This window comes from Porphyromonas somerae DSM 23386, from assembly GCF_000372405.1.
Lineage (GTDB): Bacteria > Bacteroidota > Bacteroidia > Bacteroidales > Porphyromonadaceae > Porphyromonas_A > Porphyromonas_A somerae.
In genome coordinates, this window is the sequence record NZ_AQVC01000006.1 from 45,614 (window position 1) to 66,668 (window position 21,055).

Here is a 21,055-nt window from a genome sequence, read left to right on the forward strand (position 1 = left end):
AATTATTTTGCACCTCACTCAGGAGTCGCAATACCGAAACCTACTACCCGCTAAAATTGGAAGTAGATAAAGGGTTGTACACCTATGGAGCGGAACTGTACAAGGATGATAAAGACAATAGCTAATAGCATAGCCTGACCCACAAGAGGAAGTCGTGTCACAAACCCTTGAATGTTGCGACGAATGGCCCCAGGTGTAAAGTGAACTAAGAAGCCTATTGCCATAAGTATGGAAACCACTTGATATCCTGCTATGAACTGACCCGCCACCTCGGGGTGGAACTCATGGGCAATCATATCCAGCATTACCCAGACATCCGACAGATTTTCCATACGGAAGAAGATCCAGGCAAAGGCAACAAAGTGGAAGGTGAGCAACACCGAGAAAAAGCGGACGATAGGATTCATCCCCTCCCCAGTAGGTCGCAAGAAACCGACAAATGAGAGCAACCACTTATGCAGAGCAAGTGCCAAGCCGTGCAAGCCACCCCATATGATAAACCTAAGGCTAGCCCCGTGCCACAACCCTCCAAGCAACATGGTAATCAGTAGATTGATATAGGTGCGTAGCTTGCCCTTCCGATTACCTCCGAGCGATATATAGAGGTAGTCTCTAAGCCACGAGGAGAGCGAAATATGCCACCGTCGCCAAAATTCAGTGATAGTAGCCGATTGGTAGGGGAAGTTGAAGTTGATGTTAAATCTAAAGCCCAACCAAAGTGCTATCCCAATAGCGATATCTGAGTAGCCCGAAAAGTCACAATATATTTGGAGAGAGTAGCCATACACCGCCATCAGATTCTCAAAGCCCGTATAGAGCGATGGGGCATCAAAGACTCTATCCACAAAGTTGAGACTGATATAATCTGAGATAACGCCTTTTTTAAGCAAACCGAAAAGAATCAGATAGAGGCCTTCGCCAAACTCCTCCCGTGTTACCACTGGAGTGCGGTATATCTGCGGGATAAAATCTTTCGCCCTTACGATAGGACCAGCCACCAATTGGGGAAAGAACGAGACATAAAATAGGTAGTCCACCCACTTGCGGAGTGGCTTGATCTCACCTCGGTAGATATCAATCACATAGCTCATTGATTGGAAGGTGAAGAAGGAGATCCCAACGGGTAAGAAGATATCAAACTGATGTGGCTCAAAGGGAGTACTCACCCACCCTAGCCACTCTCCGGCACTATAGAAAAGCGGACCAAAAGTATTGTACAGAAAGCCGGTGTACTTAAAGTACCCAAGCATTCCGAGATTGAAAACAATGGATACCAGCAGCCACCACTTTTTTCCTTGCCCCGAAGCCAAAGAGATGCGGTGACCAACTAGAAAATCGACCGTAGCGGTGAGGATGATAATAGCAGCATACGCACCACTACTCTTGTAATAAAAGTAGAGCGAGAAGAGCACCACATAGATAATCCTCGCCATCTGCCGATGTCTCAGAGCATAGTAAATGGGGATAAAGCAGAGAAAGAGAATCAAAAAGAGCCCACTATTGAAGATCATCGGTGCCTCGGGCTGGTATTTTAGCAAGTCTAGCATATATTACACAAGGATATGGATACTAATGTTGATCTCCAATCAGTCACAACTTACTTTCGTCTCGATTTTTCTTGGTAAAAGAGGGGCCTCTGACGCTCCAAGTAATGCCTAAAATCACTCAATAGTGCATAGGCAATCGCTTTACCCGACTCATCATATCCTTCTCTCGTCAGGTGTATTCTATCTTTTGAGAGCATCCCTGCCTCTAGCAGAGCATCCACGCAAGCTATTCCTCCAAAAGCACTATAAACATCAATATAGCCACAACCCAGATCAGCGGCCTCTTGCTCCAATACCTTAGCCACCTCAGCAGCATAAGGACAAGGAGTCCAGCGGTAAACTCCCCGACGTACCCTTTTGGACGTATAGGCCGAGACAGGTGACGTAAGAATAATAGCAGTAGTGGGCAACGCTCTCTGCAAAGCTCCTACAAAACTCCTCACATTACTAGCAAACTGTGTGGAGGAAAATCTGTGAACTAACATATCATTTGTTCCCAATGAAATGATTAGTAGTCGAGGACGTAGTAGCTCCAAATGATCTACAAAACCACGTTGATTCATTGAACTATAAAAAGCCCCATTATAGCCAATGGTATGTAGGAGCGGACCAGGATAGCCATTTTCCAGACTAGCACCATACCACCTTGCCCCTTTCGGGGCTACTAGGGTCAGTGACGAGGCGGGTAGATACAGCCTCAGCGTATCAGCAATCGGTTCTTCCGATGTAGTTAATAAACGTTGCGATGGGCTATCCCCTTTGAGATACAATGGGGGTGTAGAGGCGTCTCGAAACACCACCACTTTTTTTATCGGATAGAAGTCAGTCGCTGTTATCTCTACATCACTTATCCCATTTGTAGTAAGGGTAATACCTGTAGGGCTAGAAGAGCCGACATATTTTCGTGATGTGATAAAACTCCCTGACCACCCACTCTTATTGCCTGATATCTTAGCTGGTTGGGGCTGATTGCTACGCAGAAAACGATAGGGAGCTACCCACCCTAAGCCACCAATTCCAAAGTAATCATCGAAAAACTGACGGATAGGCATACTAAAGTAGCCCCCTTGTACGTGCGAATCGCCAAGATGAATAATCGGAATCGTCTCACCATTCATAGGCGAGGCACAGAGTTGCCAGAATTCGTCCAAATAGCCATCGGGGGCTTTTAAGGTACAGAGTTCCACCTTCAAGAGATCAAGCTTAGAGGGCTTTGGGGCTGCAACATTTGGACAAAATGGAAGCAACAACAGCAGAAAAGCCATATGAAATCTACTAATTCTCATCTTCTTCTACTCCTCCACCAACGAGAGATAAAGACGCTTAGCCAGTTGTCTTCCACCAGCTCCACTGAGATGGGTATAATCCTTCGCCATCCACCCTTTCTCTACTAAATTCTTCACACCGCCAAGTTCCTGTATTACCTTGTAGGTATCCCAGTACAAACAGCCCTCCTCTTTAGCCAACTTCTTTTGAATCGCGCGCACTTTATAGACCCCCTTAAGCGTGGTGACATTACCCTCTTCAATAGTTGCTCTATCCGAAACGGAAAGCAATAACACAAATGCATCAGGATAGAGTGCCTTGATATGCTCCAGACTCTTCTTCATCTTCCTATAATACCAGTAGTAATCATCGCCATTTTCCTCGGTAGAAAGTGCATTTAGCCCAAACGAAAGAATAATGAATCGGTAATCCCTCACCCCGCTCATCTCACTGCAGAGAGCGTCACTCAGGCGAGTCAACTCACCACCAGAAGCACCTCTTCGACTCATATTATCTACAGAGACTCCCGAAGCTCCGTCCAAGTAAATGCCGTGAATATCTATATCATCGCTCTGCACACTGAGCTTGAGAGAAGAGATATTTTGCCCTCGTTCTTCCCATAGAGCTAAAGCACCATCAGCTGTAGCACTCAAATCGTGTGAAGAGACAATGGTATCATTAATAGTGGTAGACAACACTGAGGCCGATTTGCTTTGGTAAAGCAATGCAACCCGATCTACTGGAGAACGCATCTTAAAAGTTACTTCTCCACTGCCTGAGAGGTGGTCATACTGACCTGATGCAGTATACACCCCCTTCTCCAATAGAGTATGAGCTTTCCATTGTCCACTAAAGCGATGCTTGATTGAGGTCCGGAAACGTGCCGTAGGAGAAGTCAAAGGAAGGTACCCCACCCCCTTTCCGCCGTACTTCTGCTGGAGCATACGCCGAAGGTCGGCTACCAATATATCGCCCTCAGTAAAAGAATCGGAAAAGAAAGCAATGTGTAAAGGAGTCGTCCCAGAATCCTCAAGCCACTCGCGAAGGCGAGTAATACCATCACAATTTGGAGTGTAATCCACCAGTATAGAAAGACTATCACCTGGCTCCTCTACCAAAGGGCTTATCTCCTCACTATCGTTAGGCGAAGGAATAGAATCACTCATAAAGGAAGTCTCATCAAAATGATCTTCACTATCCGGACTAGGAATAGACAAGTCAATATCCGCATTTGAGCCGATGGCTTCTTCTGCCCCCTTCGACTTAGAAAACAAATCGCCCAATGGATTAAACACCTTAACCTCTCCATTCACCCTATTCAAAGCAAAGGAGATCAAGTAGGCCAATCCAATTGCCAACAAACAGACTAAAAAGCTCCGAAAGAGCCACCCCCCTTTAGACCAATTACTCATCCTCAAATACTGCTACCAAAACCATCACCAAAGGTACCACTTTTTCACCAAAGAAGCCCCTCCTCACCACCAATTACCATAAGGCTGATACACAAGTAGACAATAGAATAAAAACCATCTAGATAGAGCAACACTCTCATCTAAGTTGGTGGAACTCGAGGATATCGAGTAGCTTGAAGAAGGTGCCGTTGATGTTTTGGTGCCAGCTCTGGTGGAAGTGACCATAGCACCAGTAGGAGATGGGGTGATTGGCATCTTTAAGGCATTGATATAATTGATCCATTGTAGCTCTCTCGACATTCACATCTTCCATTAGGTTTTCGTCCTTTAAGCACCACGACGCAAGACCTAGCTTGCTTTGTAGCTCACAAAATGAGGGAGCTGTATGGGTAATGACGGCATCTACTTTGAATTTCTCTCCTATTACCGATAGCTTTTCAGTATCTAGGATAGGAGATTCATTTTCCCAATAATAGTTAGGCTCTAAAGGGTCTTGATCACTTGGTGCGGGGAAACGCCCCTTATTTTGCTGCCATGCCTTTATTCTGTACTGTCTATCTATAGAGATGGCACCTCCTACACATAGGATCGTAAGTCCAGCCGCCTGAATAATAGAGTAGTCTGGCACAGCGATAAATCGCTTGTGGTTGATGGCCTTTCCATCAAAGTAAGCTGGATTGTCGTGATTACCTCGTACAAAAACGACCCAATTATTGCTATCATTCAGTGGCTTACGATGACGCTTAGTCACTTCCTTATAGTAGCCTATTTCATTAAACCCAAAGCCACAGTCTCCAGCAACAATTAGAAGCGTGTTCTCCAATTGATACTGCAAACATAGCTTTCCTATCATTCCATTAAAGTCTCCATGAATATCCCCACAAACCACTACACTCTTGGCTTCAGGAAAACTCAAATGATAGATATCTTTTTGCCCTATTGTCTCTAAATTGTTACTCATCTGGCTTTATTCTTTTGGCGACACTCTGCTCTCCTCATTGCCCTAAATTCACCTAATAATTGGACATGTGACCTTCTCTTTGAGAAGTCGCTGACACTTCCGAAACTGCGTCCCCCTTTTGCTTCTCACTCGAAAGCCTATAGCTAAAATCATATCAAGGGCATAGAAAGTTACCTGATAATTCTTGCCATCAGAAGCAGTTGTCAAATAATCTTTGACAACTGAATTTGCATCTAACTCACTCTCCTCCAATATGTTTGCCACATGATAACTAATGGTTTGTTTAGAGGTGGCAAAAAGTTCTGCCATCTGATTTTGGTTCATCCAGATGTTTCCGTCCTTTGCATAGAGGATTACACTCGCTTTGCCATCATCAGTATTGTATATGATAATCTGCTTATCTTTCGCTTGCTTCATAGTGTCATTTTGTATTCTACTTTAATATAGTACTTATATTAAGAGGAAATCATCTTCTTCATCAGTAGTCTTATCCATAATTCCAGAAGTGTCATTTTGATACTTTTCTATTGATGTTGCGATCGCATCTAAACTCTTCTGAATAGTGGCATACTGATTTTTACTTTCAACCAGGACTTTGTAAATATCATTAATACCATTAGCCAAATCATCTTTGATAATTAAGGAACCAAAGAAATAATCCTTTAATCTTAGTACCTCATCAACAAAATACTTATCGTTATAAGTCCCAGAAATAGCAATCGGCATATCAAGATGACTATTGAGCCACTCAACGAACTTTGCACCATCTATTAGTTCCTTCGGTTGTTCAAAAGAATGTGTTCCCCCTGCACTCCATGTGCCTGACAAATAGAAGTATTTGCTTTCACTGGCGCCAATAGTAAATGACTTGTCCGTAAAGCTAGTATAAAGCTCTCTAATATACTTAACAAAAAGGGACTCTATAAATTCATCTGAAAATCTCAGCTTAATATTGTAGGCTGGCTCTTTCCCCACATTTGAAACCTTTAATACTATGAGATCATTTTTATGTGCCAAGGAAAAAACTAATCGTGCTCTTCGTTCTTCGTTCCATTGTCTTTTTATTTCATCCAACTGCTTTCGATTTTGCCTTAGACTCATCGAGGTATAAACAATCATAATAAAAGAAGCTGCTGCCCCTAGATAGCTTGCCCAAAAATAAAGCCAATCCACTGAGGAACCCACAATAGGGAACCCCCACTTTTCAGACACGTCTAATGAAAGTAAAATATTAAGACCAAAAGGCATCAATACAACGAGAACAATAAACAACCCTATCAACACATTTTTATTCATACACAAACTTTGTTTTTTTTAGTCATTCATCGGTTCAAATACCTGTGTGCTACTCCATAGGTAAAGCGATAAAATCATTTAGTTCTTTTCGACGTTCTTGCCACGTAGATAGGCGATCAGTAAGTAATTGGATAAAGAGCTTATTGTGACTAGGGACTATTAAATGGCATAGTTCATGAATAACCACATACTCTATACATGGGACGGGGACACGTGCTAACTCCAGATTAAATATCAAATGCCTTCGCTTTGTAATACAACTGCCCCATTTTCGTTTCATCTGCTTTACTTCCCAAGTAACGTTTTCCTCTCCATACATTCTCGCGAGCCTAGGCACCATCTCCCTCAACAGTGCTTTTAGCTCACCTCTCGCATACTCTTGAAGAAGCGCCTCCCTATTCTGTATAGTGGTCAATGGCTGAATACGCATCACCAACCATTCTCCTTTCCGCTCCACAAAGTGGGTTGTATTTGGCACCTCATCGATACGCAGACGATAACGCTGTCCCAGTAGATAATGGCTTTCTCCATTGATATATTCCCTCTTCTCTTGCCTTGCTTGAGCAGCAATTTCCTCTCTCTGCTTACATACCCACCCCCACTTTGAAATCACAAAAGTGTAAATATCCACTTCATTCAGGTAGCGGGGAGCAGAGATATGCACCCGACCATCAGGAGGATATACAGATAGATGGAGATTTTTTATCTCTTTACGCTCCACTTCTATTGGCACACCATCAATGATCATCCTGCTCCTTTCTTATCTCCTCTTTATGAGCGACACAGATGTTATATGCCGTATCCAGCATCTCTTCATCGCCATTGACCACTTCACTTAGCTTTCTTCTCAGTGTTCTACTAAAATTATGATTATCCTCAAATCCTGGTGCTGCATAGGTTATAGCCGTCTCATTAACCTTCAGAGCCAGATCTGCGTTCCGACCCAAATTGTCATAAAACGCCATCTTTACTTCCGTATCAATACGTGGATCACTTGCCTTTTCTCCTTGCCTAAGAGCGTTATTCAGGACTACTATCTGCCTCAAAAACTCCTTGTACTCAATTGTTTCCGCCCTCATCTCCTTTAGCAGACGGTTCAGTTGATCAGCAAGGCGCTCATACTCTGCTGGATTTTGTTCCCGTTTACGATTAATTACTCTACGGCTATTAGCCACTAAAGCCTCCGCAACTCCTTTCTTTCCTCCTAGGGTCGACTCATTCTGAGCTTCCACCTCGTAGCTACCATCCTTCTTAACGATGATATCAAGGAATGAGAAATCATCCATTTTCTCTAGCACTTCACTCCTTGCTGCATCAATATATTGGTCAAGTAGATAGCGCATCTCTGCATCATAGCTTGCCATATCCACGTAGTCGCTACTCCTAAGTTGTATAGCCTTTAATAGGTTATAGTAATCTTGTACTTCATTGTGTATATCCGTGCTCTCCTTTCCACTATACCCTGCCTGCTCCATCTCCATAGCTAGGTCGGAATACCTACGGACTAAGCGATGGATGAGGTCATAAAAAATCTCTCTTCGAGCGGCAAATTCAATCACTTGTGCTTGCTTCTCCTCTTCATCCATATCAGGTTCATAGCAGAAATAAGCAAAGTACTCTTCTTGCTTCCTTTCTGTTGAAATATTCTGCAGAAGCATTCTCACTGCATTCAGGGCTTCATCAAGATCCTTTTTCCCTTGCTCCAGTCGTCCCTTCATCAATTCTGAAATCTCCTGCTTGCCAAAGCCTCCTTCAGTGACTTGACCATTGGTATAATCCTCTATTGCACGCTCAATAAATTCGAATAGCTTCTTATAGTCCACAATATAGCCATAACTTTTCCAAGTACCATTGACCCTATTGACACGACAGATGGCTTGGAATAGATTGTGATCTACCAACTTTCTATCCATATATAGATAGGTAGCACTTGGAGCATCAAAGCCAGTAAGAAGTTTATCACAAACGATTAAGAGCTTCATCTTTTCTGGTTCATCAATAAATTGCTGCTTGATTTGCTCTTCAAAATCATCTGGCTTCAAATCACCCATCATCTTCTTTGCAGACTCATACTTAAACTCCTCCTCCGTCTTTTTACTACCCGTATAGCCACGACTCAATTCAATGGAAAGCGGCTCATAGCTAGTAATCACAGCACAATGCTCTCCAAACCCTTTATCCCGGAATACTTGCCAATACTTATAGCACTCATAAATGCTATCGCAGACTAGCATCGCATTGCCGTATCCTTTCTGCAATGCCGGCTTGGTCTCCATATCGAAGAGGATATCCCCCACAATACGCCCAATTCGCTCCTCACTACTATAAATACTCTTGAGGGTGGCCCACCGCTTGGTGAGCTTTTCTTTTGCAGAGGGGTTCAGTCCTTTAGTCTTAAGGTCAAACTCCACCTCCAGACGCTCTTCACCTCCCAGCTTCTGCGGAACATCGCGAGCCTCATACCTCAGGTCCAAAACCACCCCATCTTCCACCGCCTCATCATAGCGGTAGGTATGGATATAGGGGCCGAAGCTTTCTTGACTACTCATCCTCCTCTTCTCCTTACTTGTGAGCAGAGGTGTGCCAGTATAGCCTATTAGAGTCACTCCATCACCCATAATGCGCCGCATCGCCTTGTGAAGAATACCACCTTGGGTACGATGACACTCATCTACAAAGACAAACAAACGCCCCTTCGGCTTAAATTGCTTGCCAAAAATCTGCTCTATATGATTACTCACCTCCTCCATCCACATCTCAGGCGATCGTTTGATCATTCTTTCAAGTTCACTCCTTTCATTAGTATCCTCACGCACCACCGAAGGGACAAACTTATGAATCAATGTGGTAATAATCCAAGGAGAGGAACTATTGAGCTTATGTAATAAGTCATTACCACTGGTCGCCTGATAGTCGTGATCCTGATAATTAATAGGGACCTGACCACTTTCCCTCAATCCTTTAGTAATCTGCTTATCCAGCTCATCACGGTCGGTGATGATCACTACTCGCCCTTCGCCAATATTTTCTTTGATCCAGCGAGCCAACCATACCATAAGCAGGCTCTTGCCAGACCCCTGCGAATGCCAAATGATACCCCCCTCGTGCTTAACTAGGATACGTTGCTGTGTTGCTTTGAATGCAAAATATTGATTTGGTCGGCATATTTTCTTGATACCGCCATCATAGATGATAAGGTCGTGAATCATCTCAAGGAGCCTCCAAGGGGTCACCATCTGCAACCATCCACGAAGGAGATCATCCTTTACTTCGCTGTACATCGGAAATATATTATTGAGGTCATCGCTATCCCCTGTCATCTCCTTCCACTTTAGGAAATACTTCTCCTCAGTGGCCGTAGTGCCATAATAGAGCCCCTCGCTACTACTTCCTGCCAATACCAATTGAATCGTGGTGAAGAAATGTGGTATCTCACCAGTTTGCTGGTTACGGTAGCTCTGCCGAATGCCCTCTTTTACAGAGACAGAAGAACGCTTTAGCTCAATAACCACTAAAGCAATGCCATTGACATAAAGCACCATATCAGGGCGTCTCGTGGAGCTACTCCCGCCACTACAAGGGACAGTGACCTCCTCAGCCAATTCAAAAACATTATTTTCCCATTGCTCCCAATCAATATATTCCACTCGCTCTTGTGGTCGACCAGTTCCTCCATAGACAGAGGTGCCATACCGGAGCAGATTGTACACTTTCTCCCCTGCATCCTTGAGTTCCTCCCATTTGCTACAGCTGTGAACCGCACTCGTAAGCGTATTAATTGCCCTCTTAGCTACCTCATCGCTCTTTCCGCGGTCCACTATGCACTTTCTCAGGACCTTCTCCCGGATATTGCTATTCTCTACCCCTCCTAGGTCTCCGATATACTTTATCTCACGAAGATACTTGCCTGTAATCTGCTTAATCTGCTCTTGCGAACAGCGCTCCGTTTCAACTATTCGGCTCATAATAGACGTGTTTTTCCAGTTAATAACTCCTGCATCGCCCCTTGCTTAAGCTGTTGATACTTCTCTATCAGTTGCTCCAAGTCTTCAATCTCCTTATCCATATTGGAGAGAATACGGACAATTCGCCTCTGCTCATCAATTGGAGGAATAGGGAAAGGTTGCACTTTTAGGAGTTCAATATTTACAGCTGCGAAAGTACCTATATTAACATTCAGTTTGCACCAGCTATCAATAACAAAAAAGTAATAGTATGCAAACATAGGAAGAATAATGTTTGTCAGCGATTCACGAATTTTAAAATTCGTGAATTGCTGATTCGCTAGCGAATCAGCAATTAGCAATGCGTGCTCTCCTATTGTAGCAGTTGTGGCCATAATAATGGATCCTGATTTGAATAAACCTTTTCTATTAACCGCTTCGGGGGTTATGTGAAGAATAGAATCCTTAAGAATCCCTCCATTCGCTCTAATATCTTCCATTTTAAACCATGGTATCGTCCCATTCTCCCAATAATCAGCATTTGAGGTTGAGGGGGTATACCCGTTTCTCATTTCAAATATATTTGCGATAAAATCCCATTGAACATTCTTCTCTTTCTGTCCTTTAATTGATAAAGGAAAAGTAAGCAACTCATGCATTGCAGCACTCTTAATCTGCTTTTTCTTCTCCAAGAGAGCAGATAGATTCTCTATGTGTTGATCAAAATGGCTAAGTACTTCTGCTATTCGCTTCTGCTCCTCCAGCGGAGGATAAATAACCTTTAAAGTCTTGAGGTCACTTTTGGTTATAGAATACACCTTGGTGCCTTGAAGCAAAGGGATAATATGATTATGAAAAAGCGTTGAATTAATTAAATACCCGAGAAACCCATTGTAATAGCTTTTGAATGGACGTAGCACAAAGGTGTGTAAGCCCCCTTCCACTTTCCTATCTCCTATATTAATTATCTCACAAGATTTTCCTACAGACTCATCCTCAGCTGTATCTGCCATAACGATATCCCCGTCACGAAGAAATTCTTTTGCTCTCCGACATATACTCTCGTTAATATATGGTAGAGAAAACTTTGACAAGTCAAGAACTTCTGGGAACTTTACATGTATATCTCCATAATGAACATTCTGAACACTTCCCACGACAGTAAGTTGATCTCTAGATAAAGTGTTGTTTCCAAGAAATTTGAATTCGTTCGCAATAGTTTCTACCTCCCAGTCACGAGGGATGGGACCGATCTCCGTATTCTGAAAGTTGGTCTCTTTGCGTGCATGAAGCAATGCTACAGGGTTATCGTCTTTTCTTGCCATAGATCATAGTGATAAACCAAGTGTTTTAAGGTCATTAAGCACCTTATTATAGGATTCTTCTGCCGCATGCTCCAGTTCTGAAAGGGTGGTAGCGTATCGTTCAGATAGCTGATGGAGCTCTTGTATCACACCTTGTATACTAGATACCATCAGTGCATCCAATCTGCTTTTCATCTCACTCATCCACTTCTTTTCAAAGACCATCTCCCTTACTTCTAGCTCAGTGAGCTTAGGGTACTTTGCTTCAATATCCTTCGTTAGCTTTTCTTTTTCCTTTTTCAAATTGCTAGCAAGCTTCTTTTTCTTATCTGCCAATGCCACATACCTCTTCCAAGCTGCTAGCTCCTCAGGGGTCTGCTCTTTTTCATTACCTTTCTTTGCACCCTCCTTATATAGGTTGCGCACATTGGTCTCGGTGACTTGGTCCTTGGCGTTCAAAGCCCTATCGAAGAGCTCTTCATCCTCAGCCACCAAATCAGCCATCATCTCCTCCGTATCAGCCATACGAGACTCCAGCTCCTCTATCTCACGACACTGCTCTGGGAAATAGGTCTGTGCCACAATAGGTATGGGTAGTAGGTCACAAGTGAGATGCTCGTAGGTATAGCTTTTTCGCGGAGTCTTATTTTTGGTGAGTGGTATTTCAGTAGCCACTTTCCAGCCATCACGACTGATGATATAGAGATCATCCTGCATTGTCTCCGCCCAGTAGTTCATCAATGCCTCATAGACATCATAGGCATCTACCAAAGTTTGGTGCGACTTAAAGAGGGCTAGGATTGATTCACTCCAAGCCGAAATAAACTCCTTTGGCACACAGCCGATACCAAGCTGAGGCATGCTATCTGCCACAGTCTGCTGCCACTCTTCGAAGTCGATATCATAATAACCAACCTGTCTCTGATATGAATCATCATCAATAATAGCTTTCTCAATATCCTTTGTAGCCATAGTGGTTCGCTCCAAGTAACCACTTTCGCTCATTGGCTGGAATAGCTTATCTCTTAGCGTTGGGCAGACCGTCCACAGTTGCTCCATAGCCTCTACATCCCTTACTGGAATACCACCATGTAAGTGGGCATAGAGGTCGTGCTCTACTTCCTTACTGCGTGGTGCGATGTACCTAGAGATATTAAGGTTGTACCCTTCGGACTCTATCTCTTGATAGCTTACCATACGAGCGTAGTGGGGCACCTCCTTCTTAGCACGCCATACATCTACTACTCTACGTATATCTTGTTCACGCAGACGGTTCTTGGCTCCATCCTTCTGATATCCCTCCTTGGCATCTATCATAAAGATGCCCTTTGAGCCCTTTGCCATGGACTTATCAATAATAATGATACAGGCAGAGATCCCTGTGCCATAAAAGATATTCGCTGGCAATCCAACAATACCAGAGATGTAATGCTTATTGATGATGTTCTGACGGATCTTTGCCTCTTCTCCGCCCCTAAATAAAACCCCATGAGGTAGAAAACAAGCTGCCTTTCCATTGGGGGCAGTAGAGCGAATCAGGTGCATCAGGAAAGCATAGTCGCCATTGCCATTGGGTGGCAACCCTACCTTCTCATCACTTTTACTCCATCTTCCAAAAGTGTCATCATCAAGAGCAGATTTCTGCCACCCCTTGAGCGAGAAAGGAGGATTGGCGACACAGTAATCAAAGCCACTTCGGAGTGTTTCAGACGTCTGTAAATGATATGGGGCGTTCAGTGTATCTCCTAATCTAAGATCGTAATTTATTACGCCATGAATAATCATATTCATCTGTGACATATTGAGGGTAGCTAGGTCTTTTTCCTGACCGTAAATAGCCGTAAGAGCAGCCTTGGACTCATCAGCAGCCCGTAGCAAGAGAGAGCCACTCCCTGCTGCCATATCATAAATAGTAATACAATTGCTCTTGTCAGAAGCGATATCAAGCAACTTTGCTGCAAGTCTACTTGCCTCTGCTGGGGTATAAAACTGTCCCTTGGACTTACCACTCTGAGTGGCAAAATTACGCATCAGGTATTCGTATGCGTCACCAATTAAGTCGTCATCTGCTGCACGGTTGCTACTAAAATCAAGACCAGGGTCCTCAAAAATAGCAATCAGATTACTCACTGTGTCAACAAGGTCCTTACCCTTTCCTAGTTTATCCTCATTGTTAAAGTCGGCATTACTAAAGAAGCCAATTCCGAGACCAAACTCCTTGGCAATTTTCTCGAGTTTCTTATTGAGTTGATCACCAATACCAGTTTGGTTCTTGATCTTAATAATATCATCAAAAGCGCATCCCTGGGGAATTTTGATAGCGTTCTCATCCTTTTTCCGCTTGTCGCTAATGTACTTCCAAAAAAGCATCACCAATACATAATCTTTGTATTGAGATGCATCCATACTTCCCCGAAGCTCATCACAACTCTTCCAGAGTGCCCCATATAGTGCCGACTTTTTAATCGCCATATCTACGTCATTGAATGATTACTAACCTACGCAAATATACTCAAATTGATTAAGCTCCACCCTTTTGAAAATTTATAATAATTCCAATGCCTTTGCTACAATAGGAGTTAGTTGGTTTGCTGCTATTCCTACAGCGATCCCTTTAATCGCATTAAAAGCCATTCTTAAAGTGCTTTTACACCAAGTAGGTTTCTCACACGCTTTCGTTATGATATCAACAGTTGTTCGTAAATCCTGATTATTAATATTACTTACTTCTTTTTTTAATTCAGTTACTAATTCTTGAAGTTGCCTTTTCCTTCCACCATCGCTAATATATTGTATGCTATCATTGTCTATGATAATCCCAGTTACTACTGAACCATTACCTGTATTAGCTACTACAGCATTAATATTATACGTAGTCAAAATTTGTCTTATTTCTTTTTGGCTATCAATGTTTGAAAAATTAACGCCTGCATGAATCTTATCATCTAGCTCCAAGAAGAATGCTAATAACTTAGACTTAAACGCATCCACTATTCCCAATACGGCAGATGCTGGAACCTCTTTAAAAACTCTAGTTACATTTCCATTTACATACTTACTCACTTCAGAATATACTTGAATGGGACAAGTCATAACTAAGTTTTCACTCTTGTTATCACTACAAAGAGTTTCTATTTCTGATAAAGGGCATGTAATTGCCTGTTGAGTTATTAGCTTATTAATTGCTTTATCCTTGAATAAGTCCATTGGTAATGGATAGTTAGATACTATACAGCAATATGGCTGATGGATATCTGCTTTTACAACCACATTCAACACCCTATAATCTGGCACATCATTTGAATTTTTATAACCGCACTGCTCATTATGAATCCAATCTTGAAACTCTTTATTCTGCAACTTTGATCCTAATATCTGAGACTTCAGCAATATACCCTTTATAGGTTTATCATCTCCTAAATCCTTTATTATATTATCAATTAAATTCGTCATGGACTTTCATACTAATTGTTATCGGAACTCTATCAATGCTTGATCGCTATCTCATTATCTTATTAGAATACTCTAAACTTAGTTACAAATAAAAAGTTACTTGTGCTTGCGACCCAAAGCAGTTGTAAACCATCTTAGACAACTGCATCTTTCGCTTGCTCCATAGTGTTGATTGCTACCTATCTCACGTAATAATTGGTCTTTTTCTCTCTACAAATATAACCATTTTAACGCATTAAACAGCAGTTAATGGGATGGTGACCATGGGTTACGCATTAGAAGGTTTTCCCGTATGGTTTTTAGCGAGTTGTCTACGAGAAAGGACCTCGGCAGAGGTCCGTGTTAAATAGGCACAGGTCGGAGGGGCGTTAGCCCCGAACGACCTGTGTATAAGAGCATTTCCCCCAGCTCCATGACCCCGGCAGAGGGGTCAGACCTAGATCGGGTTGTCCGACCCCTTAGCCGGGGTCGTAAGAGTGTTTTGTACATCGTTATACACAGTTCTTCGGCACTGCGTGCCTTGACCTGTGCCTATTTAACACGGACCCCTCAGCCGGAGTCCTCCCCTATAGACACACCTATGAATGTCCTACGGCTAGGCTTTTCTAATGCGTAACCCCTGGATGGTGATGTGGTGGGAATGGGGCATAACAAAAGGGTTCCGATTGGATAATCGGAACCCTTTTCATTATGTATGTGTGGAGGAAGTTACTCAGCTAGGAGTATCTTCATCAATTCAATAGCTGCCTTGGAGACAGAAGTACCTGGCCCGAAGATAGCTGCCACACCAGCCTTGTAGAGGAAGTCGTAATCCTGTGCTGGGATCACACCACCAGCGATGACGATGATATCCTCACGGCCTAGCTTCTTGAGCTCCTCGATCACTTGTGGCACAAGTGTCTTGTGACCAGCTGCAAGTGAAGAGACACCTAGGATATTGACGTCGTTCTCCACAGCCTGCCTTGCAGACTCTGCTGGGGTCTGGAATAGAGGACCCATATCTACGTCGAAGCCCACATCGGCATATCCAGTAGCCACCACCTTAGCACCACGATCGTGACCATCCTGGCCCATTTTGGCAATCATAATACGTGGCTGACGTCCTTCTTTCTTTGCAAACTGCTCCACAAGGCGAGTTGCCTCCTGGAAGTCTGGATCATTATTTGTTTCTGATGAGTACACGCCTGAAATAGTACGAATAATTGCTTTATAACGCCCTACGACCTCCTCGCAAGCGTCGGAAATCTCTCCTAGTGAAGCCCTTGCCTGAGCCGCTTTCACAGCTAGTTCAAGTAGGTTACCAGTCTTAGTACGAACCGCCTCTGTGATATCGGCCAGTGCCTTCTTCACAGCCTCTTCGTCGCGCTCACCACGAAGTTCCTGCAGACGCTCTACCTGCTGTGTACGAACGGCGGTATTATCCACCTCGAGGATATCGATAGGATCTTCCTTCTCAAGGCGATACTTATTCACTCCGATAATCACCTGATTGCGAGAGTCAATACGTGCCTGTGTACGAGCAGCGGCCTCCTCAATACGCATCTTTGGCAAACCACTCTCAATAGCCTTAGCCATACCACCCAAGCCCTCAATCTCCTGGATATGCTCCCATGCCTTATGTACCAACTCATCGGTAAGACTCTCCACATAGTATGAGCCTGCCCATGGGTCTACTTCACGACATACCTCAGTCTCATTTTGGATATAGATCTGAGTATTACGTGCGATACGAGCTGAGAAATCGGTTGGAAGTGCAATTGCCTCGTCAAGAGCGTTGGTATGTAGTGACTGAGTATGTCCAAGTGCAGCACCCATCGCTTCAATACAAGTACGACCAACGTTGTTGAATGGGTCTTGCTCTGTCAAGCTCCAACCAGAGGTCTGGCAGTGAGTACGAAGAGCCATAGACTTAGGATTCTTTGCTCCAAGGCTCTTGGTGATTTTAGCCCAAAGCATACGAGCCGCCCTCATCTTGGCAATCTCCATAAAGTGATTCATACCAATCGCCCAGAAGAATGACAGACGTGGAGCAAACTTGTCAATGTCCATACCCGCCTTGATACCAGCTCTCACATACTCAAGTCCATCGGCTAGAGTATATGCCATCTCGATATCTGCCGTTGCACCGGCCTCCTGCATGTGGTAACCAGAGATAGAGATAGAGTTGAACTTAGGCATATTCTGAGAGGTGTACTCGAAGATATCGGCAATGATACGCATACTAAACTCTGGTGGATAGATGTAAGTATTACGCACCATGAACTCCTTAAGGATATCATTCTGAATAGTACCGGCCATCTCCTCCTGCTTAGCGCCTTGCTCTAGACCAGCAACGATATAAAAAGCTAGGATAGGAAGCACGGCTCCATTCATCGTCATAGATACCGACATCTTATTCAATGGAATACCATCGAAAAGCACCTTCATATCCTCAATAGAGCAAATAGAAACTCCAGCCTTACCCACATCACCCTCAACACGCTCGTTATCGGCATTATAGCCACGGTGAGTAGGGAGGTCAAAGGCTACAGAAAGGCCCTTCTGACCAGATGCAAGGTTACGACGATAAAATGCATTAGACTCCTCAGCAGTAGAGAATCCCGCATACTGACGAATTGTCCAAGGACGCATCGCGTACATCGTGCTATAAGGGCCACGAAGATTAGGTACTACACCAGCAGCATAGTGCAGGTGCTCCATCCCTTCCAAGTCTTCCTTTGTATAGGCTCCCTTTACATTGATCAGCTCAGGGGTAGTCCAGTCGTAATCAATATGATTGGCTTTATTAAACTCTGCGACACTGGGCTGTGACCATCCTCCTTTGAGGATATCTATATCTTTATAATTTGGTTTCATATCTTTTATTTCCCTTTCCTCTTACTTGCTACTTCTTGGTTTGATGCCCATCAGTTCGTTGAACTTCTGCATCGTCTCCAGCACATTGGCCTTGACGTGTACAAAATGCTCAATACCCTTTGCCTGAAGCTCCTCCATGCAGGCAGGAGCTCCAGCAATCACTAGAGGCATCTCGCCCTTCAAAGCCTCAAGAGCTTGAGGTCCATACTCAGCATACTCATCATCACTTGAGCAGAGTACCACGATGTCAGCCCCTGCCTTGCGAGCTGCATCCACACCCTCTTGTACTGTCTTGAACCCTAGATTGTCGATCAGCTTGTACCCAGCTACTCCAAAGAAGTTGGAGCTAAATTGAGAGCGAGCCAACCTCATTGCTAGATTACCGATGGTAAGCATAAATACCTTTGGAGTCTTGCCACTTGCTTCGGTAGCAAGTCTTAGCTCCTCAAAGTCGGAAGCACCGCGGCGCTTATCAAGGGCTGTAATCTCTTTACCCTCTACCTTGCCATTGTCAATAGCTCTTGTCTCCTCGGTAGCAGTCTCTGTGAAGTTAGGGAATATATTGGTACCCAAGAGATTCTCTCTACGAGTTGCCACAGCCTTGTGGCGTGCCTCGTTAGAAGCATTCACCGCCTCTTGTACCTTACCCTCATTGGCAAGCTTAGCAAAACCGCCTTGCTCCTCAACCTCCAAGAATAGCTTCCAGCCTTGCTCAGCAATAGCTTGAGTGAGGTGCTCAATATAATAGGAACCTCCAGCAGGGTCTACCACCTTATCAAAGTGGCTCTCCTCCTTAAGTAGCAATTGCTGATTCCGAGCAATACGACGTGAGAAGTCACTACCCTTAGGATTGTAGTGCTTATCAAAAGGATTCACTGTTACAGAGTGAACACCTGCAATGGTGGCACTCATCGTCTCAGTCATTGAACGAAGGAGGTTTACGTAAGCATCGTAAATCGTCTTATTCCACCTACTGGTCTCAGCATGAATCACCGCCTTAGTTGCTCTATCCGAAGCCTTTTCGTCATTACTACGAACAATCAAAGCCCAGAGCCAGCGAATAGCTCTAAACTTAGCTATCTCCATAAAGTAGTTAGAGCCAATACCCATCTCAAAGCGGATACGCTCAGCTACTTCGCTAATGCTCTTACCACTCTTTTCACTCACCTTGGCGAGCATATCTGCACCAGCTGCCAAAGCGTAGCCAATCTCTTGATAAATATAGGCTCCAGCATTCACGAGGTCGACACTCTGGAAAGAAAGACATGTAAACTGTGTCAATGGCTCTGCTGCCTTCAGAACCTCCACAGATGTCTCTACCCACTCCGACCAACGTACGCCAGCACCCAAAGTATGCCTAAATGGATTGAAGCCAAATGAACCTCTTACCTTACCAAGATCTGCCCCAAGAGCCTTAAGTGCCTCCTTCGTTGCTTCAATAAGTTGCACAGTCAGGTCACGACGAGCATAGAGGTTAATCTCCAGCTTATCAAGGTCGATCCCCGCAAGCATCTCTTGGATAGTAGCTGCATTGACGCACTCATCAACAAAGTGGAGGCCAAGACTATTCGCACCACGCTCCATCACACACTTGATATTGGTATTCAGCTGCTTGATATCTCCTTGTACAGCGATATCCTGCCTTACGAGCCAATTATTATCGGCCTTAGTACCCCTTACATAAGGGAACTGACCAGGCAATACATCCTTGGTAGGAAGATGCTCAATATCCTCAGCCCTATAAAATGGCTGAACGTTAAAGCCCTCCTTCGTACGCCAAACTAGCTTCTTCTCGAAGGGAGCTCCCTTAAGGTCTCTAGTGACCACCTCCATCCACTCTTCATTTGAGACTGGAGGAAATTCGCTAAATAGCTTCTCTCTCTTTTCTTTCATAATCATCGAACGATGTGCATTTTGTAGGCTTTTAGTCGTCTACCAATATTATAACTACTAGGGTTTACGCCATTTGGGTTGACGCTCAAGGATAGCAATAACACTCCCAAGAGCAAATGGGTATTATTATCCCTAATTTTTCAATTACAAAGTAACATAAAATAAACCGAAAAAGCAAGTAATTCAATATTTTCTTCCATAAACTTCCCGATTAACCATACTTCAGTGGCACAACAAGCGGAATATACCACGGATATTAAGCAGACATCGCCAAGCACCGAACGACTCTCCTCTCCTGAAATAGTAGACACCAATGTATATGCATCCTATTTTGATGAGCACCAATTAGTGTGGTATTTCTAGAAGGGGATAGGAGCATGAAAAAGCTCGCCCGTTGCCTAAGCAACAGACGAGCTACCCACAAAATGAATACACTTGAGATTATTCTAGCTCCTGCAAGAGGAGGTTACTTCTTTGGCTCTACTTTTCTATCAGTATAAATTTTTGTATTGATCATACCATGAGTGAAGCTGAGCTCCCCACACTTATCTTGAGAAGTAGTTTTGAGCTGATAGGTAGCAGTACAAGTACCCTTCTTTGTATCAAAGCTGGTAAAAGTGATACTACCTTCGGCAGTACTCCTTTCGTTGATTCCTCTACGATACACTACAGCTATACCCTGAGCTCCCTCTGGCAGTAGCTTAGCCTTCTCCTTAATAAAGAGAGAAAATAGCTCCTGATTGGGCGATAATGAATTCACCAAACTAGTTGGCTTAAACTCATAGGGTTTATTCAGCTCAGGTACTCCCTTACTAAGGTCGAGATATAGGATAACGCCATACTGAGTAGGTGTCCGGACATCACTACCCTTCGGTGAGAGGTAAATAGGGAAGTACCCTACCTTATGCTTCTCACTATAATAGAAGTAAGGGTTATTCTGGCGATAAGGAAGGTTGGCAAGATAGACCGTATGCTCAAACTCCTTGCCATTGACCTTGGCCGACCCTAGGTTTTCACGTGTGAAGTGTAGCTCAGGGGTGTCAGAAGGTTTCAAGCAACTAGTCAGCCCTAAGCCCAATAGCAGGACTGCACCGATAAGATAAAATCTCTTTTTGTTCATGAT

14 protein-coding genes are annotated in these 21,055 nt (G+C 43.8%); all 14 read right to left on the reverse strand.

All coding sequences use genetic code 11. From position 1 onward, the window contains the following. Window positions 1-50: 50 nt before the first annotated feature. Window positions 51-1,547: an MBOAT family O-acyltransferase gene (locus A3GK_RS0101890; RefSeq protein WP_018027839.1), complete on the reverse strand. Its 1,497-nt coding sequence runs from the start codon at window positions 1,545-1,547 to the stop codon at window positions 51-53. Between the two features lie 50 nt (window positions 1,548-1,597). Beyond that, window positions 1,598-2,833, reverse strand: a complete 1,236-nt coding sequence (locus A3GK_RS10255; protein ID WP_081605299.1) for a GDSL-type esterase/lipase family protein — start codon at window positions 2,831-2,833, stop codon at window positions 1,598-1,600. A 6-nt stretch (window positions 2,834-2,839) separates the two neighbouring features. Then, on the reverse strand, window positions 2,840-4,225 hold the full coding sequence (locus A3GK_RS0101900; RefSeq protein WP_018027841.1) for an SGNH/GDSL hydrolase family protein: 1,386 nt from the start codon (window positions 4,223-4,225) through the stop codon (window positions 2,840-2,842). 136 nt (window positions 4,226-4,361) lie between these two features. Further along, a complete protein-coding gene (locus A3GK_RS0101905; protein WP_018027842.1) occupies window positions 4,362-5,186 on the reverse strand; it encodes a metallophosphoesterase in 825 nt (274 codons plus the stop codon). Window positions 5,187-5,234: 48 nt separating this feature from the next. Then, entirely contained in the window at window positions 5,235-5,603 is a 369-nt protein-coding gene (gene rhuM, locus A3GK_RS0101910; RefSeq protein WP_018027843.1) for a RhuM family protein, read from the reverse strand. Between the two features lie 33 nt (window positions 5,604-5,636). Beyond that, window positions 5,637-6,482 carry a heme exporter protein CcmD gene (locus A3GK_RS10925; RefSeq protein ID WP_018027844.1) on the reverse strand — a complete coding sequence of 282 codons (846 nt, stop codon included), beginning with the start codon at window positions 6,480-6,482 and terminating at the stop codon, window positions 5,637-5,639. Between the two features lie 49 nt (window positions 6,483-6,531). Next, window positions 6,532-7,230 carry a M48 family metallopeptidase gene (locus A3GK_RS0101920; RefSeq protein WP_018027845.1) on the reverse strand — a complete coding sequence of 233 codons (699 nt, stop codon included), beginning with the start codon at window positions 7,228-7,230 and terminating at the stop codon, window positions 6,532-6,534. After that, the gene (locus A3GK_RS0101925; RefSeq protein WP_018027846.1) at window positions 7,220-10,447 is read right to left on the reverse strand and encodes a type I restriction endonuclease subunit R; all 3,228 of its coding nucleotides are present in this window, start codon (window positions 10,445-10,447) and stop codon (window positions 7,220-7,222) included. Before A3GK_RS0101925 ends, A3GK_RS0101920 begins: the two co-directional genes overlap by 11 nt. Further along, complete coding sequence (locus A3GK_RS10265) at window positions 10,444-11,751, reverse strand: restriction endonuclease subunit S (RefSeq protein ID WP_018027847.1); 1,308 nt, start codon at window positions 11,749-11,751, stop codon at window positions 10,444-10,446. The genes A3GK_RS0101925 and A3GK_RS10265 overlap by 4 nt, the downstream gene beginning before the upstream one ends. Before the next feature lie 3 nt (window positions 11,752-11,754). Next, window positions 11,755-14,202: a type I restriction-modification system subunit M gene (locus A3GK_RS0101935; RefSeq protein WP_018027848.1), complete on the reverse strand. Its 2,448-nt coding sequence runs from the start codon at window positions 14,200-14,202 to the stop codon at window positions 11,755-11,757. A gap of 72 nt (window positions 14,203-14,274) precedes the next feature. After that, complete coding sequence (locus tag A3GK_RS0101940) at window positions 14,275-15,183, reverse strand: AbiTii domain-containing protein (protein WP_018027849.1); 909 nt, start codon at window positions 15,181-15,183, stop codon at window positions 14,275-14,277. A 708-nt stretch (window positions 15,184-15,891) separates the two neighbouring features. Further along, window positions 15,892-18,039: a methylmalonyl-CoA mutase gene (gene scpA, locus A3GK_RS11365; RefSeq protein WP_018027850.1), complete on the reverse strand. Its 2,148-nt coding sequence runs from the start codon at window positions 18,037-18,039 to the stop codon at window positions 15,892-15,894. A 21-nt stretch (window positions 18,040-18,060) separates the two neighbouring features. After that, entirely contained in the window at window positions 18,061-19,932 is a 1,872-nt protein-coding gene (gene mutA, locus A3GK_RS11370; RefSeq protein WP_026161652.1) for a methylmalonyl-CoA mutase small subunit, read from the reverse strand. Window positions 19,933-20,398: 466 nt separating this feature from the next. Beyond that, a complete protein-coding gene (locus A3GK_RS0101955; protein WP_018027852.1) occupies window positions 20,399-21,052 on the reverse strand; it encodes a hypothetical protein in 654 nt (217 codons plus the stop codon). Window positions 21,053-21,055: the final 3 nt, after the last annotated feature.